This is a genomic window from Pandoraea norimbergensis, from assembly GCF_001465545.3.
Taxonomy (GTDB): Bacteria; Pseudomonadota; Gammaproteobacteria; order Burkholderiales; family Burkholderiaceae; genus Pandoraea; species Pandoraea norimbergensis.
In genome coordinates this window covers 2593111-2609229 of record NZ_CP013480.3, presented here as the reverse complement: position 1 = coordinate 2609229, position 16119 = coordinate 2593111, and the positions used below count along the sequence as shown (strand labels likewise).

Genomic DNA, 16119 nt, shown 5'->3' with positions numbered 1-16119 from the left:
GCAAATGGCGCACTCCGGCAATCCGACTCGTCGACAATTTCTTACGCTGCTCGGCGCATGCGCTGCGGCCGGCACCGCTTCCTTAGCCTTGCCGGCACGCGCCGCCTTCGAAGCGGGCAAGTTCCGTATCGGCTATCAGAAGGCGGCGAGCACGCTGGTGCTCGCCAAGGCAAACGGTTCGCTGGAAGCCAAACTGCGCCCGTTGGGCGTGCAGGTAACGTGGGCCGAGTTTGCCGCCGGGCCACAATTGCTCGAAGGCCTGAACGTCGGCGCGATCGACTTCGGTTACGTGGGAGAAGCGCCGCCGGTGTTTGCGCAAGCCGCCGGGGCCGACTTCGTCTACAGCGCCTATGAGATTCCGACGCCGCTGGCCGAGGGCGTCGTCGTCGCCAACACCTCGCCGATCAAGACTGTTGCCGATCTCAAAGGCCGCAAGGTCGCGTTTAACAAGGGCTCGGATGTCCATTGGTTCATCATCGCCCTGCTGCGCAAACATGGACTCGACTTCGGCGACATCGAGCCGGTCTATCTCGCACCGGCCGACGCCCGCGCCGCGCTTGAGCGGGGCTCGGTCGACGCGTGGGCCATCTGGGACCCGTTCTTCTCCGCCGTGCTCGAACAAAGCCCCGTGCGCTTGCTGGCCAATGCCGAAGGGGCCGCCGATCACCATCAGTTCTTCCTCAGCCAGCGGACCTTTGCCGAGAAGCGTGCCGATGTCATCAAGGCCACGCTCGACTCGTTAAGCGAAACCGGTCAGCAGATTCGCGCGGACTACGCCGGCGCGGCCGCCAAGCTTGCCCCCATTCAGGGGCTGGACGCGAAGATCATCGAGAAGGGACTGCGGCACTACGCCCACATCTACAAACCCGTCTCGAAACCGGTGCTGGAGGCACAACAGCGCATCGCCGACACGTTCCTGCAACTCAAGCTCATCCCCCGCCCGATCCGTGTCGCGGACGCGACACTGCCCAACGCCATCGGCTGACACGCCACGATAAAACGGCTTTCCGCTTGGCAAAGCCGGCGCGAGTGTGACAGAATTCGCAACTCAGTTGCATTGCAATTGAGTTGCATTATCTCGTGCATCCCTTTTGGGGCAGCACCTTTCTGTCACCGTCTTCGTTTTCGATTGCGCGCTCCGGCCCCATGTTTCGCCGCTGGCTTCCCCTATGGCTTGTCGTTTGCCTGCTCGTCTCGCAGGCCGCGCTCGCACGCCATATCGTCGCGCACACGGCCGTGGCGCTGGGCATCAGCGCGGCGCGCGCTCAGCTAGACAATGCGCTCGACGGTGCATTCGAAACCAGCGTCGATACGCCACGCACCGATCAGCACGCCAGCCAGCACGACGATGGTGTCTGTGAGGAATGTCTTGCACTCATCGCCGTCGATGTTGCGCTGACCAGCCTTCCTGTCATCGCGCAGATTGCCGCGGTGCGCGAGTGGCACTACCCGCCAGCGCCGCCCGTGCGCGTGCGTTGGATCTCTCCGGGTCCCACCCGTAACCGCGACCCGCCCGCCTTCTCAGTGTTGTTCGCCTGAACCATAAGATTCGCCGTCGTCGATAACGCTTCGGTAGCCCGCGTTCGACCACACGGCGTCCACACGTCACGCACACTGAGGATCGGCATGTCTGCCAACTCCGGAACCAGCTTCAGAAGCGCGCGGTTCGCCGCGCTCACTCGCCACGCCATTGCTGCCGCAGCAGCCTCGGCCTTCGTCGTCAACGTTCACGCGCAAAGCACGCCGCCGCCCGCCAGCAACGACACGGCCACGAACGCCCCCGACGCCTCGCTGTCCGGCACCACGATTTCGGCCAAGCGGCTCGATGCCGCGCGCAACGCGCTCTCCCCCGACACGGGCAGTTCGGTCTACAACTTCGACCGCACCGATATTGAGACGCTGCCGCTGGGCGCAAATACACCGCTCAACCAAGTCTTGCTACAAGCGCCCGGCGTGGTGCAAGACTCCTACGGGCAACTTCACGTGCGAGGCGACCACGCCAACTTGCAGTACCGGATCGACGGCGTGATCATTCCCGAGGCGATCAGTGGCTTCGGTCAGGCGATCGATGCCCGCATTGCGTCGCAGATCAACCTGATTACGGGCGCGCTACCGGCCCAGTTCGGCTACCGCACGGCGGGCATTGTCGATATCCACACGAAGGGCTCCCCCGGTGAGGCGGCCGACAGCGGCGAGCCGCCCAAGGCCTTTGGCGGTGAAGTCGGCGTCGTCTTCGGCAGTCATGCCGACCGCGAGGTCAACACCCAGCTTTACGGCACGAAAGGCGCGCTGTCCTACTACTTCAGCGCCCGCGTGTCGGCCAACGATCTCGGCATCGAGAACCCAACCGGCGATCGCAACGCCATTCACGATCACACGAACCAGACCAACGCGTTCGGCATGATGTCGTATCTGCTCAACGCCGATAACCGCGTGTCGTTCATGTTCGGCACGGCCAACAACCGTTTCCAGATTCCCAACCTGCCGGGCGTCGCACCGTCATACACGCTCGACAATGGCGTGATCCCCGACTCAGCCAGCCTGAACGCCCATCAGCAGGAACGTAACGACTTTCAGGTGTTGTCGTGGCAGAGCCATCTGTCGCCGCAATTGGACACACAGATTTCGCTGTTCCATCGCACGACCCGTGTCGATTACACACCCGACCCGCTCGGCGATCTGGCCTACAACGGCGTCGCATCCGACATCACCCGGCGCAATGAAGCCTACGGCGTGCAGGCCGACAGCAGCTACAAGCTCAACGATCGCCACACGCTGCGCTTCGGTCTGTTCGTGCAGCAGGAACAGTTCAGCGTGAACAACACGTCGAACGTGTTTCCGGCAGTGGACGGCCAGCAATCGAGCGGCACGCCCTTCACCATCGTGGACAACGCGAGCGATCGGGGCACCACGTACGGGCTCTACCTGCAAGACGAGTGGAAAGCCACCGAGCGCCTGACGATCAACTACGGCGCACGCTACGACCACGTCAACACGGTCACCGACGAGGGGCAGCTCTCGCCGCGTCTGGGTCTGACGTACGACTTGTCGAACCGCACCCGGGTGCATGCCGGCTATGCCCGCTACTTCACGCCGCCGGCCACCGAGAAGATCGATACGACGTCAGTCGCCAAATTCCTGAATACGACCAATGCGCTGCCGTCCGATGCCAACACGGCCGTCAAGGCGGAGCGCTCGGACTATTTCGATCTGGGGATTTCGCATCAGTTGACGTCGTCGATCACCGTGGGGCTCGATGCTTACTACCGGCACGTGCGTCATCTTCAGGACGAAGGGCAGTTCGGCAATGCGCTGATCTATTCGACGTTCAATTACGACAAGGGGCGCGTGTACGGACTGGAAGGCACGGTCAACTTCCGTCAGGGCAACGTGGGGGCGTATCTGAATGTGTCGGTGTCGCGCGCGATGGGTGAAGGCATCGAGACGGGGCAGTTCAACTTCGACGCCGACGAGCTTGCCTACATCAACAGCCACTGGGTGCATCTGGATCACGACCAGCAACTGACGGCGTCAGCCGGTGCGTCGTACCAATGGGGCAAGACCCTGTTGTCGACCGATGTTCTGTTCGGCTCGGGCCTGCGTAGCGGCTTTGCGAACACGGGGCACCTGCCGGCGTATTTTCAGGTCAACCTTGGCGTGGGCCAGAAGATCGACCTGCCCGGTCTGGGCCGGTTCGACGCGAAGTTCTCGGTCATCAATCTGTTCGACCGTGTGTATGAGCTGCGCGACGGCACGGGAATCGGCGTAGGCGCGCCGCAGTTCGGGCCGCGCCGCACGTTCTATCTCGCAATGTCGAAGCCGTTCTGAGTGTGACGCCACCGCTGTCGCTTCGCTTTTCGTGAGCGGGCGACACGGCGGCGGATGTCGTCGGGCGAGGCTACTTAGCCGGCGGCAGCAACCCGTTCAGGTCATCGAGCGACACCGAGCGCTTGGGCCGATAAACCGCGTCGCCGGTGAGAGGCGGCGGCGGAGCTTCCGGCTTTGCCTGACTCGCCTGCGTGCTTGGTGTACTGGGGACGGTACCCGGCGCGGCGGGCGACGCCGGGACCCCGTTCGCGATCGGTGGCAGTGATTTGGCCGATTGCGACGGCGTTTGCGGCAATGTCCCCGACGGCTTGGCCGGTACCGTGGGTGATGCAGGTGACGCAGGCGAAGCGGGTACCGCGGGCGCCACCGGTGTCGCAGCCTTTGGTGACATCGTGATCGTGCCCCGGCTTGGCAGCCGATTGCCCGGATCGAGCGGGAGAATCGGGCAATTGTTGATCATCCCGTCGGTGATGAGCCGGTTGATCAGATCCGTCGCAAACACGCCGCCGCGTTCGAAGTACGACACGTACAGCGTGCCGACGTGGTGCACCTGAAACACGCCACGCCAGACCGACGCGTCGGTGGCGTTGTCGGCCATGTCGGCCACGAAGTCCACGCGTATCGGCAAGTTTCCCTGCACGACGCCCCCGTTGGGGCGAACGCGCAACACCACATCCGGGCGGAAATTGTCGATCTCGCGCTGCACGCCGCGCGTGTCGAGCATCAATGTCTGGACCAGACCGAACTGCGACTCGATATCGCAAGACGCCAGCCGCTGCGTCACTTCCTGACGGAAGCCATTGCCGAAGTCGGCCCCGAAGCGCATCTGGCCGTCGTAAATCACGAAGATCCGGTGAACCTGCGCCTTGTAGTCCGGCGCGCGAACCGATGTGATCTGAGTGGTTGGCGAGATGCAACCGCTCAAGGCGAGCGTGGTGAACGACAAGAGGGCAACGCGCCCCCATCCCCCGTGTTGTGGTGTATTCATCGCAGTCGTGTACGTATTTTTTTGTGCGTCATAGCATACCTCAGCGCGCCATTTTGCCGCCACGTTCGCGTTTCGGTACACTTCGCTAACCGGGCGCGCTCTGTAAGAACGGAATTGCTGCCGCACCGGCGTGGCCAGACCAATGAAACAGGCCACAGGGGGACGCTCCATGCAGAGCGCCGCGATTCCACCGGGGTTTGGCGAGAACGCCTGACCCCAAGTTTTTTGACAGCCGACACAGAACGGCGCTTCTCGCACATGCTCAACCGTCTCTTCGCCGCAACACTCGCGGCCACCCTCAGCGTCCCGGCCCTTGCTCTGGATGCCGAAAAGCTCTACGAAAAGGTCTCGCCCAGCGTCTGGGTCGTCAACACGTTCGGTAAAGACGGCAAGCGCGTCGGTCAGGGCAGCGGTGTCGTTGTCGCCCCGCAGCGCCTCGCCACCAATTGCCACGTGCTTCGTAGTGCCACCAAGGTGGTTGTGCAACGTCGCAACACCACGCATCTGGCAGAACTGGAACTGGTCGATCCCGACCGCGATATTTGTCAGTTGAAGGTGGAAGACATGTCGGCGCCACCCGTCGCGCGCGCGCCGATGAGTTCGCTGCGCGTCGGTCAGAAGGTCTATGCGCTGGGTAGCCCCAGCGGTCAGGAGCTCACGCTCTCGGACGGCATCGTCTCTTCGTTGCGCCTCGATAACGCCGACCGTATCGAGATGATTCAGACCTCGGCGCCGATCTCCCCGGGATCGAGCGGCGGCGGCTTGTTCGATGTCGACGGCCGCCTGCTTGGCCTGACCACGCTGGTGCTGGCCGACTCGCGCCACCTCAACCAGAACCTGAACTACGCCCTTCCCGCCAGCTATCTCGACGAGCTTCCCGCGCGCAGCCGCGCCGCCATGGCCGCGCGCGACACGGCGACCTCCCGGGCGGCGGCCGAGAAGCGTGCCGCTGAAACCCGCGAAGCCGCGGCCGGTACGGTGGGCGCCCGATGGGAATACACCATCACCGATCTCTTCACCGGCGTGAAAAGCCGTGTGGCGCTCGTGGTCGAACGCATCGACGGCGACAAGCTCTACATGAACAATGGCAGCCGTGTCGAGCTGGCCGACGGCAAGTTGCTCGAAATGTCGCAACCGATCCTCGGCGAAATGGACAACTCCATGCCCGCCAACGGCTGGATCAGGCCCGACATGAAGCCGGGCCAGACGTGGGAGCTGCAATACGCACCGCCCGGCACACCCGGCCGCACGTTGCGCTTGAGCGCACGCGTCGCCCCCGAAGAGTCGTTGTTCACCACCGCCGGAAAATTCGAAGTGCAGCGCATCGACTTCGACGGCAATCTGGTCGAGACGCCCACGCGCAATCAGGGCCGCTCGCCGCAATCCACGGCTTACAAGGCCACCATCTGGTATGCGCCGCAGATCAACCGTGTTGTGAAAATGAAGGCGCAAAGCATCGGCCCCTTCGTGCAGATCAACGAAATGATCGAGCTGTCTGCCCAGCCGGGTGGCCAGCGTGCCGTGGCACCGCGTGCGTCGGCCACCGGCGGCAACGCCGATACCGTCGTCACGGGGCCGGGGGCATTGCTTCGTTAAACGTTTTGCCGTACGGCAGCCCGGCGCGCTGATCACGCACCGGGCGCACCTCCTCACGCTGCCCCCTCCCTGCCTCCCTGCCCCTCTGCTTTGCCGGCTTAACGACCGCCAGACTTCCGCCTGAGTTCGGTCGTCGTCTCGCCCGCATAGCCCCAGTTATCCGTGTCGACTTCCTCGATCACGATGTGCGTCTTCTCCGGCGCTTTGTCGAGCACACGTTGCAGCGTCTCGGTCACTTCACGAATGACCTGCGCCTTTTGTTCAGCGGTGTTCCCTTCGCGGGTAATCCGAATGCTTACGAATGGCATGGTTGGCTCCCGGTTGTCTCAACGGCCTGCGCTGTATCCGCCGTCGACCGGCAGTACCGTGCCTGTGACGAAAGCGCCCTTCACCAGATAAGCCACGGCGTCGGCAATCTCTTCGACCTTCGCAATCCGTCCCAGCGGGTGGATACGGCTGAGCGCTTCATGCGTCGACGCCGGGTGCATCGGCGTATCGACCACGCCCGGTGCCACCGCGTTGACCGTCACACCGAAAGGCGCCAGTTCGAGTGCTAACGCGCGGGTCGCCTGATTGAGACCGCCCTTGAGCACCGCGGCCATGAGCGCCGGCACCGCCGTATTCGCCTGCATCGCCACCGCCGCCGTGATGTTGATGATTCGCCCGGCACGGCGCTCGCTCATGTGGCGCACGGCTTCCTGCGAGAAATACAGCGTGCCCTTCAGATTCGTGTCGATCTGCTCGTCGATCTCGTCCGGCGTGAAGTCAACGAACGGCTTTGCGGCGAAGATGCCGGCGTTGTTCACCAGCACATCCACGTGACCGAATGCCGCGATGGCGCTGGCAAACACCGCCTTTGCTACGCCCGGTGCGGCCACACCGCCCGCCACCGGCAAAAAGCGCTCACCGGCATCCAACAGCGCGGCGGTCTGCTCCAGCCGCGCCCGGCTGCGTCCCGTGCCGACTACGTTGTAACCGTCTTTCAGAAAACGTTGCGCCAGTCCCAGCCCAATGCCACTGGTGGCGCCCGTGATGACAACCGTCTTGTCCGACTTGCTCATGATGACCCTCTGGAAAAATGCCCTGCCGGTGCATCGCCCTTTGCGAAAGCCCCGCGGGTTGAGAGCCACTTTATTGATGAATCAGGACGCGAAAAACACATGCCGCTACACTTGTCTTTTTACATCGTGTAATGAATATGCAGCGGCAATTCGACGACGTCCTGCTCGGCAGCATCGAACTGTTCTGTCTGGCCGCCGAGGCGGGCAGCTTCACGGCGGCCGCCAATCTGGCGGGCGTAACCCCTGCGGCGGTGAGCCGCTCGGTTGCCCGGCTAGAGCAACGGCTGGGCGTGCGCCTGTTCGTGCGGTCCACGCGCAGCATTCGGCTGACCGAAGGCGGCACCGCCTATTTCGAGGAATGCCGTGCCGCGCTCGCGCTGCTGACCGAGGCAGAGCGACGCGTCTCCGGCGCGCAGGTCCAGCCCTCGGGCACGGTACGCATCAGCGTGCCCACCACCTACGGCCACTACCGATTGCTGCCGCTCCTCCCGGCCTTTCGTGCGAAATATCCGCTGATTAAGCTCCATGTGCAGGTCAGTAACCACAACGTCGACCTGCACGAGGAGCGCTTCGACTTTGCGATTCGTTTTCGCGCCCAGCCCGAATCGAGTCTGGTTGCGCGCCATCTCGAAGACGCCGCGCTCGTCGTCGTCGCGCACCCCGGCTATCTGAAACGTGCGGGCACGCCCAAGACGCTTGCCGATCTTGCCGATCACGATTGCATTGAGTTCGATCTGCCGAGTACTGGCCGGCCGATTCCGTGGCTCTTTCGCGAGGCGGGTAGTGATGTCGAATACGCCGCACAAGGCAGCTACCGGTGTGCTGACGACGTGCTCTCGGGCGTGACGCTGGCCAAAGCCGGTGCCGGGCTGTTTCAGACTTACCGCTTCATCGTGGAAGAGGATCTCGCCACCGGACGGCTGGTGGAAGTGCTCGCCGATCTCGGCGGCAGGTCGCGCCCGGTTAGCTTGATGTATCCGCATGGCAAGACCCTGCCGTCGCGCGCCCGAGTCTTTGTCGAATACTTGCTCGATGCCGTGGCCGAGACACGCAAACCCCCAGCGGCTGGCGGCAGCCGCCGACGTCGGTCAACGCCTTGACGGCGTGCCCAGCGTCTCGTCGAGGAATGCCATCAGCGCCTGTAGCCGCGCGGTCCGGCCACGCCGTGTCGGCACCAGCAAGGTCACGGGCGCGCTGTCGAAGGTCCAGTCGGCCAGCACACGAACCAGCGTGCCGGCCGCGACGGCCTCGCGCGTGTCCCACTCCGAACGAAGCACCAGCCCCAGCCCCTGCTCCGCCCACTCGCGCGCCACACTCCCGTCGTTGCTCGTATAGGCAGGCACCACGCGCACACTGTCGCGTGCGGTGGTTCTAGGGCTGCGCACGCCCTTCGCTACGCCCGGGCGTCGAAAACGCCATAGCGTTACGTCCTCGTCGTTCTCCCGAATGCAGATACATCGATGGCGAAGCAGATCGTGCGGCTCGGCGGGCGTACCGAAGCGGCGCAAGTAGGCCGGGCTTGCGCACAACCAGCGCGCATTCGGTGCCAGCGGACGTGCAATCCATGACGAATCCCGCACCGCACCCACATGAATGACGGCATCGGAATCGTGCTTGTCGGGCCACGGCGTCTCGCGCAGATCCAGCTGCAAATGCAGATCGGGATGCAACTGGGCAAAGCGCGCCAGTGCCGGGGCAACGTGGTGACGCCCGTAGCCGAACGGGGCCGCAACCCGCAACGTGCCAGTCAGCCGACTGTCGTCGCGCCGGAACGACTCGGGCAATGCGTCGAGTTGCGCAAGTAACGCCGCCCCCTCGCGAGCGAAGCGTTCGCCCTCCGCGGTCAGGCTCAGTTGGCGTGATGTGCGCGTGGCGAGCGCAAGGCCCAATGTGGCTTCGAGTTTGCGCAAGCGAGCCGACAACGCGGGCGGTGTCACGTTGAGCAATCGGGCCGCCGCACTCAGCGATGGCGCCTGTGCCAGCGCGTCGACGAGCCGTAGGTCTTCGATCTGGATCATTAACCTGTGCTTAAGCATTGATGTTCCGGAATTTAACCACGGGTAACGGTATCGTTTCTACACTTAAGGCCAGTAAGGATGCCATCCCCCGTGCCATCCGCTGTCATCCCTCCTCGAAAACCCAACGACAAAAGGCCCCCGAATGCCCACTCACGACGCTTCCGCTCCCGCCGCTTGGCCGCGTGCCGTCCTGTTCGATCTGCTCACTGCATTGCTCAACTCTTGGACCGTATGGAACACCGCCGCAGGCAGCGAAACCGCTGGCCGCGCGTGGCGCGCCGAGTATCTGCGCCGCACCTACGGCTGCGGGGCTTACGTGAGCTACGAGCAACTGGTGCGCGAGGCCGCCGAACACGTCGGCCTGCCGGCCTCCGCGCCGGAAGCCCTCGAAGCGCAATGGGCTACGCTGCCCGCTTGGGACGGCGCCCGCGAATTGCTTCAGGCGCTGCGCCCCCATTGCAAGCTGGCGGTCGTCACGAACTGCTCTGACCGGCTGGGCCGGCAAGCGGCCGAGCTGCTCGGTATCGACTGGGATGTGGTCGTGACCTCGGAACAAGCAGGCTTCTACAAACCCGATCCGCGTCCGTACCGGCTGGCCCTCGCGCAATTGGGGGTATCCGCCGACGAAGCGGCCTTCGTTGCGGGCTCCGGTTACGACCTGTTCGGGACGTCGGTGGTCGGCATGCGCACGTTCTGGCATAACCGCATCGGCCTGACCTTGCCCGAAGGCGCGCCTTCGCCCGAGCGCGAAGCCCCCACACTCGATCCCGTGTTGCCGTGGCTGCGCACGTTCGGCGCAACGGCTTGAGGAGACCCGTCATGACGACCATTCAAGTGACGACGCCTGCGGCCCTCACCTTGCAGACGCTCGAAACACCGGCAGCTGTCATCGACGTGCCGCGTATGCAGCACAACATTCGCCGCATGCAAGACCGGATGAACGCACTCGGCGTGCGCTTTCGACCGCACGTGAAGACGAGCAAGTGTTCGCAAGTCGTGCAGGCGCAGATCGCCGCCGGTGCGGCGGGCATTACTGTCTCCACGCTCAAGGAGGCCGCGCAATTTTTTGACGACGGCGTGACCGACATTCTCTATGCCGTCGGCATGGTGGCGAGCAAGCTCCCCGCTGCGTTGGCATTGCGCCGCCGCGGCTGCGATCTGAAGATCATCACCGACAGCGTCGCGTCGGCACAGGCCATCGTCGCATTCGGCGCGGAGTACGGCGAGACCTTCGAGGTGTGGATCGAGACCGACACGGACGGCCACCGCTCCGGCATTCGCCCGGACGAAGCCGCCCTGCTCGACGTGGGCCGTGTGCTGCATGAAGGCGGCGCAACGCTGGGCGGTGTGATGACGCACGCCGGTTCAAGCTACGAGCTCGACACCCCCGAAGCCCTCGCCGCGATGGCGGAACAGGAGCGCGCCGGATGCGTGCTCGCCGCCACCCGCTTGCGCGATGCGGGCTTGCCCTGCCCGGTCGTCAGCGTCGGTTCGACACCCACTGCGCTGGCGGCCACGCATCTCGAAGGCGTGACCGAAGTGCGCGCGGGCGTGTATGTCTTCTTCGATCTCGTCATGCACAACATCGGCGTCTGCACGACCGACGAGTTGGCGCTCAGCGTGCTTACCACGGTGATCGGTCATCAGGCGGACAAGGGCTGGGCGATTGTCGACGCGGGCTGGATGGCGATGAGCCGCGACCGGGGCACCTCAAAGCAGAAGCACGATTTCGGCTACGGACAGGTGTGCCGTGTCGACGGCACCGTCGTGCCGGGCTACGTGCTGAGCGGCGCCAATCAGGAACATGGCGTGCTCTCGCGTGAAGGCGATGCCGATCCCGATATCGTGTCGCGCTTTCCCATCGGCACGTTGCTGCGCATTCTGCCGAATCACGCCTGCGCCACAGGTGCGCAATTTCCCGGCTATCACGCCATCGATCCCCACGCCGACACCGGTACTTGGTCACGGCTTCACGGCTGGTGATCTCAAGCGAATCGGGATGCTTATGCCGACATCACGCATAACGTTTCCCGATTTGCTTCGTTCACGAGGCTGCCCTGCGATGCCAAGCTGATTAGCTTCGCCTCCTACCGGATCGCCATGCGATGGCGCCGACCGGTCTGATGCGCGGCCAATTTTCGTTTGCTTGCACTGGAGCGCACCCATGAGCGTAGAAATCATCGGCATGATCACGGCGGCCCCGGGCTCCGAAGTCGACCAACCGTCCGGCGCTGCCGTCGACCCCGCTTTCGTCACACGCATGGCGCAGGCGCACGAGACCGCCGGCTTCGACCGGGCCCTCATCGGGTACTTCTCCAACGGCCCGGAAGGGGCCATCGTGAGCAGCTACGTAGCCGCCGCCACGCAACGCCTCGGCATCCTGCTGGCCTACCGCCCCGGTGTGATTGCCGCACCGCTGGCGGCGCGCCAACTGGCAACGCTCGATCAATTCTCGCGGGGACGCGTCGCGCTCAACGTAGTGTCCGGCGGCAACGATGCCGACCTGCGCCGCGACGGCGACTTCCTCGAACACGATGCGCGATATGCGCGCACCGACGAATATCTCGACGCGCTGAAGCGCATCTGGACTGCCGACGCGCCCGTCGATTTCGAAGGCAAGCACTACCGCTTCGAACAAGCGTCGCCTGCCGTGAAAACTTGGCGGCGGCCGCATATTCCGATCTACTTCAGCGGCGCTTCCGACGCCGCTATCGATGTGGCTGCGCGGCATGCCGATACCTACATGCTATGGGGTGAACCGCTCGACGCCGTCGAGCAGTTGATCGGCCGTGTGCGCGCCGCCGCGCACAAATATGGCCGCACGCCGCGTTTCTCGATCTCGTTCCGTCCGATCGCTGCCGACACCGAAGCCGAAGCATGGGCGCGTGCGGACGATGTGCTTCGGCAGGTCAAAGCCACCCGCGCGAGTCTCGGTCTCGCTGTGGAAGCCCCCGAGAACGTCGGCTCACAACGCCTGCTGGCTGCCGCGCAACAAGGCAACGTGCTCGACGAACGCCTGTGGATGGGTGTCGCCAAAGCGACCGGTGCGCGCTGGAATTCCACGGCGCTGGTCGGCACGCCCGAGCAGGTAGCGCACGCACTCGGACGCTACTACGAACTTGGCGTGGACACGTTCCTCATTCGCGGTTTCGACCCGCTGGGCGACACGATCCGCTACGGCGAAACGTTGATTCCGGCAATTCGCAGGCACATCGCAAGCCTCGCCGGCCCCGCTGGCGTACGTCGCGCCGCTTGATTTTCTTCCCCCACTCTTGCTCTACATAGGTGTCATGATGCTGTTGCATTGGATTCGCCGCGCTCGCTTTGCCCTCCCCGCACTTTCGCTCGTCGTGCTCGCCGGTATGCACGCGTCTGTCGCTACCGCGCAGACTGCACAACCGGTCACGTTGCGTATCGGCGATCAGAACTACTACAACGTGCGCGCCTCCATCGAGGCCTCCGGGGCATTGGAAGGCGCGAACTATCAGGTCGAATGGAAACACTTTCAGTCGGCAGCGCCCGTCGCTGAAGGGCTGAACGCCGGCGCACTGGATCTCGGGTTTCTCGGTGATTCGGGTTTTCTGTTTCTCGCCGCCAAGGGCGCACCGGTCAAGCTGATTGCCGTCTCGCGCCAGAACCCGGACACCATCGCCCTGCTCGTGCCGAAGGATTCGCCGGTCAAGTCGATTCAGGATCTCAAAGGCAAGAAGGTCGCCTACTGGCCCGGCGCATGGAGCCAGCAACTGACGCTGCGCGCGCTTGAAAAAGCGGGCCTGCCAACGGATTACGTGCAGTTCGTGAAGTTGATGCCGGTAGATGCGGCCGTGGCGTTGCCGAACGGCGCTATCGACGCGTTCCCGGTCTGGGAGCCGTACATCTCGCAGCAAGTGGTGCATAACGGCGCGCGCGCTGTGATCACTGCACGCAATCTGATGCCGGGTCTGAGCAGCGTTGCCGCCTACGCGCCGTCAGTGACCGAGAAACGCGCGGCCATCGCCGACTTTCTCGTGCGTCTGCAAAAAGCGCGCGCGTGGGTCGAGACGCACAAAGAGGCTTACGCCGATCAGTGGGCGAAGAAAGCTGGGTTGGATCGCGACGTCGCCCGTCACTGGATCGGACAAGCGGGCATGACCGTGGAAGCGATCGACAAGCAAGCCGTGGCCGACTATCAGGGCACCAGCGACTTCCTGACGCAAACCGGTGCCTTGCCTAATCGCTTCGATGTGAGCAAGGTGGTCGACACGTCGTTCACGCAAGTGTTGCAAGCGCAGGGACAGGCTTCACGCCAGACGGCTGCGCGCTGAAGCATGCATACGTCCATGCCTTTCAACGGCAACCGAGATCTTTGAGATAGGCGCAGAACATGCGCGACACCCCGCCGGCGTAGATGTCGATCTCCGCCGGCGTTCTCGGGGTTTCGGAAAATTGCTTGCCTACGGCGGACAACGTGTCGCCGATCAAATCGCCCGCCAACGCCCGCGTCTCTTCTGACGCTTTCGGCAACACTTCCGCCATGAATGTCTGGATCAGGCGCTCGCCCGACGCGCGGGCCGCATGCGCTTCCGGGGCATCGCGATAGAGCGGCGCGGCGTCGTTGAGTGCGACACGGGCCTGCGCCTCGTCGCACTCGGAGCGAATGAACGCATGCACCATCACATGCAGACGCTCCAGCGGCGGCATCGTCTTGTCTTCGAGAATGCGACGCAGCATGCCGCTCGTCTGCTCCCATTCGTCGCTTTGCAGGCGAAACAGAATCGCCGCCTTGTTCGGGAAATACTGATACAGCGACCCCACGCTGACCCCCGCTTTCTCGGCAACCCGCGCGGTCGTAAACCGCTGCGCGCCCTCCTTCGCCAAAACCTGAATCGCCGCCTCGAGAATCGCAGAAACCAGCTGCGACGAGCGAGCCTGTTTTGGCTGTTTTCGCGAGGAAATACGGGCTTTTCGGGGTTCGGTCATGAGCGGAATCGCAATGCGAATAGGAAATGTGACGAATTCGTCGCATTATAGACGCACTGTCTCTCACACGAAGGTTTGCCATGACGACACTGACTGAAAGCCCGCTCGCGCCGTTGCTGGAGCGGCTCTTTACGGAAGCCGATGCCACCGCAAGAGCCATCGACTGGGACGCCCTCGATGGCCCCGACGGTGGCATCTCCCGCCTGATGAGCAGCCGCACTGAGTATCTCGAGCTTTACTCGCGCATGAAGGATTTCCCACTGCCGGTGTCGCGCGAGACCGGTCGCATGCTCTACATGCTTGCGCGGAGCTGTCGTGCCACGTCGATCGTGGAATTCGGCACGTCGTTCGGTATCTCGACGCTGCATCTGGCTGCGGCACTGCGTGACAACGGCGGCGGCCGCCTGATTACCAGCGAGTTCGAACCCTCGAAAATTGCGCGTGCGCAGGCCAATCTCGTGGCGGGTGGCCTCGACGATCTGGTGGAAATTCGCGCGGGCGATGCGCTGCAAACGCTGAGTGTCGATCTGCCCGGCAAGATCGATCTGGTGCTGCTCGACGGGGCCAAACCGCTCTACCCCGACATTCTTCGGCTGCTTGAGCCGCGACTGCGTCCCGGCGCGTTGATCGTCGCAGATAACGCCGACTCGAGCCCCGAGTATCTGGCCCGCGTGCGCTCGCCCGAGCATGGCTATCTCTCGGTGCCGTTCGGTGGCGACGTCGAGTTATCACAGCGCCTCGGCGCATGAGGTGAATCAAATGAACGTATTCGTTACCGGCGCCACGGGTTGGGTCGGCGCCACGGTTGTACAGGAATTGCTCGCTGCGGGTCATCATGTGACCGGTCTGGCGCGCTCGGACGACAAGGCCGCTGCGTTGTCGGCAACCGGTGCACAAGTGGTGCGTGCATCGCTGGATGAACTGGATGTGTTACGCACGGCAGCGGGTGCCGCCGATGCCGTCATCCACACGGCGTTCAATCACGACTTCTCGAAATTTGCGGAGAACGCCGCGCAGGATCAGCGCGCCATCGAAGCCATGGGTGACGCACTGGTCGGTTCGGCACGTCCGCTTGTCGTGACATCCGGGCTCGCTCGCCTCGCCCCCGGCAGACTGGCCAACGAGGCAGACATCCCGAGCGCGGATTTCGTGCGCAAGTCTGAAACTACGGCGAGGTCATTGGCCGAACGCGGTGTGCGCGCCATTACCGTACGTCTTGCGCCCACGGTGCATGGCATCGGCGATCACGGCTTTGTTCCGATTCTGATTCGTTTGGCGCGTGAGACAGGCGTAGCAGCCTATCCCAGCGACGGCAGCAACCGTTGGGCGGCGGTGCATCGTCTCGATGCGGCGAAGGTGTTCCGGCTGGCGATTGAACAAGCTGCACCGGCATCGGTGTATCACGCGGTCGCGGAGGAAGGTGTGACCATGCGCGCCATCGCCGAAGCGATCGGACGAGGACTCGGCTTGCCCGTCGCCTCGCGCGAGCGTGAACACTTCGGCTGGTTCGCGGACTTCGCCAGTGCGGATATGGCGGCGTCCAGCGACGTCACCCGCGCCGCCCTCGGGTGGCAACCGGCGGCCCCCGGCCTGCTCAATGATCTCGCACAACCGGCGTACTACCGCGTGTAACAGGGCGATTGCAGGCTCACGAGCCTGTCTTCGATAG

Annotated in this window: 16 protein-coding genes; 11 read left to right on the top strand and 5 right to left on the bottom strand. The window is 63.8% G+C overall.

What is annotated here, in order from left to right; all coding sequences use genetic code 11:
* Positions 1-4: 4 nt before the first annotated feature.
* The 3 genes from AT302_RS11485 (at position 5) to AT302_RS11475 (ending at position 3828) form a co-directional block, all read left to right on the top strand.
* Positions 5-985, top strand: a complete 981-nt coding sequence (locus AT302_RS11485; protein WP_058378559.1) for an aliphatic sulfonate ABC transporter substrate-binding protein — start codon at positions 5-7, stop codon at positions 983-985.
* A gap of 161 nt (positions 986-1146) precedes the next feature.
* Positions 1147-1539, top strand: a complete 393-nt coding sequence (locus AT302_RS11480; protein ID WP_157125771.1) for a hypothetical protein — start codon at positions 1147-1149, stop codon at positions 1537-1539.
* Between the two features lie 87 nt (positions 1540-1626).
* On the top strand, positions 1627-3828 hold the full coding sequence (locus tag AT302_RS11475; RefSeq protein ID WP_058378557.1) for a TonB-dependent receptor: 2202 nt from the start codon (positions 1627-1629) through the stop codon (positions 3826-3828).
* A gap of 70 nt (positions 3829-3898) precedes the next feature.
* Here AT302_RS11475 and AT302_RS11470 read toward each other — a convergent pair whose 3' ends face one another.
* Complete coding sequence (locus AT302_RS11470) at positions 3899-4816, bottom strand: hypothetical protein (RefSeq protein ID WP_157125770.1); 918 nt, start codon at positions 4814-4816, stop codon at positions 3899-3901.
* A gap of 258 nt (positions 4817-5074) precedes the next feature.
* On the opposite strand from AT302_RS11470, the gene AT302_RS11465 reads away from it, so the two are divergent.
* Complete coding sequence (locus AT302_RS11465) at positions 5075-6412, top strand: S1C family serine protease (protein ID WP_058378555.1); 1338 nt, start codon at positions 5075-5077, stop codon at positions 6410-6412.
* A gap of 98 nt (positions 6413-6510) precedes the next feature.
* Here the strand turns inward: AT302_RS11465 and AT302_RS11460 are convergent, their stop codons facing one another.
* Positions 6511-6720, bottom strand: a complete 210-nt coding sequence (locus AT302_RS11460; RefSeq protein WP_058378554.1) for a tautomerase family protein — start codon at positions 6718-6720, stop codon at positions 6511-6513.
* An 18-nt stretch (positions 6721-6738) separates the two neighbouring features.
* The gene (locus AT302_RS11455) at positions 6739-7473 is read right to left on the bottom strand and encodes an SDR family NAD(P)-dependent oxidoreductase (protein ID WP_058378553.1); all 735 of its coding nucleotides are present in this window, start codon (positions 7471-7473) and stop codon (positions 6739-6741) included.
* 137 nt (positions 7474-7610) lie between these two features.
* Between AT302_RS11455 and AT302_RS11450 the strand changes: the two genes are divergently transcribed.
* Positions 7611-8573, top strand: a complete 963-nt coding sequence (locus AT302_RS11450; protein ID WP_058378552.1) for a LysR family transcriptional regulator — start codon at positions 7611-7613, stop codon at positions 8571-8573.
* Here the strand turns inward: AT302_RS11450 and AT302_RS11445 are convergent.
* The gene (locus AT302_RS11445) at positions 8562-9491 is read right to left on the bottom strand and encodes a LysR family transcriptional regulator (protein WP_058378551.1); all 930 of its coding nucleotides are present in this window, start codon (positions 9489-9491) and stop codon (positions 8562-8564) included. The two genes, AT302_RS11450 and AT302_RS11445, sit on opposite strands and share 12 nt — an antisense overlap.
* Positions 9492-9633: 142 nt before the next feature.
* On the opposite strand from AT302_RS11445, the gene AT302_RS11440 reads away from it, so the two are divergent.
* The 4 genes from AT302_RS11440 (at position 9634) to AT302_RS11425 (ending at position 13795) form a co-directional block, all read left to right on the top strand.
* Positions 9634-10299, top strand: a complete 666-nt coding sequence (locus tag AT302_RS11440; protein WP_058378550.1) for an HAD family hydrolase — start codon at positions 9634-9636, stop codon at positions 10297-10299.
* A 26-nt stretch (positions 10300-10325) separates the two neighbouring features.
* Positions 10326-11474 (top strand): DSD1 family PLP-dependent enzyme, encoded by a 1149-nt coding sequence (locus AT302_RS11435; protein WP_058380270.1) that lies wholly within the window; start codon positions 10326-10328, stop codon positions 11472-11474.
* A gap of 181 nt (positions 11475-11655) precedes the next feature.
* On the top strand, positions 11656-12747 hold the full coding sequence (locus tag AT302_RS11430) for an LLM class flavin-dependent oxidoreductase (RefSeq protein ID WP_058378549.1): 1092 nt from the start codon (positions 11656-11658) through the stop codon (positions 12745-12747).
* Between the two features lie 34 nt (positions 12748-12781).
* The gene (locus tag AT302_RS11425) at positions 12782-13795 is read left to right on the top strand and encodes an ABC transporter substrate-binding protein (RefSeq protein WP_084656169.1); all 1014 of its coding nucleotides are present in this window, start codon (positions 12782-12784) and stop codon (positions 13793-13795) included.
* Positions 13796-13817: 22 nt separating this feature from the next.
* Here the strand turns inward: AT302_RS11425 and AT302_RS11420 are convergent, their stop codons facing one another.
* Complete coding sequence (locus AT302_RS11420) at positions 13818-14450, bottom strand: TetR family transcriptional regulator (protein ID WP_058378548.1); 633 nt, start codon at positions 14448-14450, stop codon at positions 13818-13820.
* Between the two features lie 80 nt (positions 14451-14530).
* Between AT302_RS11420 and AT302_RS11415 the strand changes: the two genes are divergently transcribed.
* Entirely contained in the window at positions 14531-15199 is a 669-nt protein-coding gene (locus AT302_RS11415) for an O-methyltransferase (protein ID WP_058378547.1), read from the top strand.
* Between the two features lie 10 nt (positions 15200-15209).
* Entirely contained in the window at positions 15210-16082 is an 873-nt protein-coding gene (locus AT302_RS11410; RefSeq protein WP_058378546.1) for an SDR family oxidoreductase, read from the top strand.
* Positions 16083-16119: the final 37 nt, after the last annotated feature.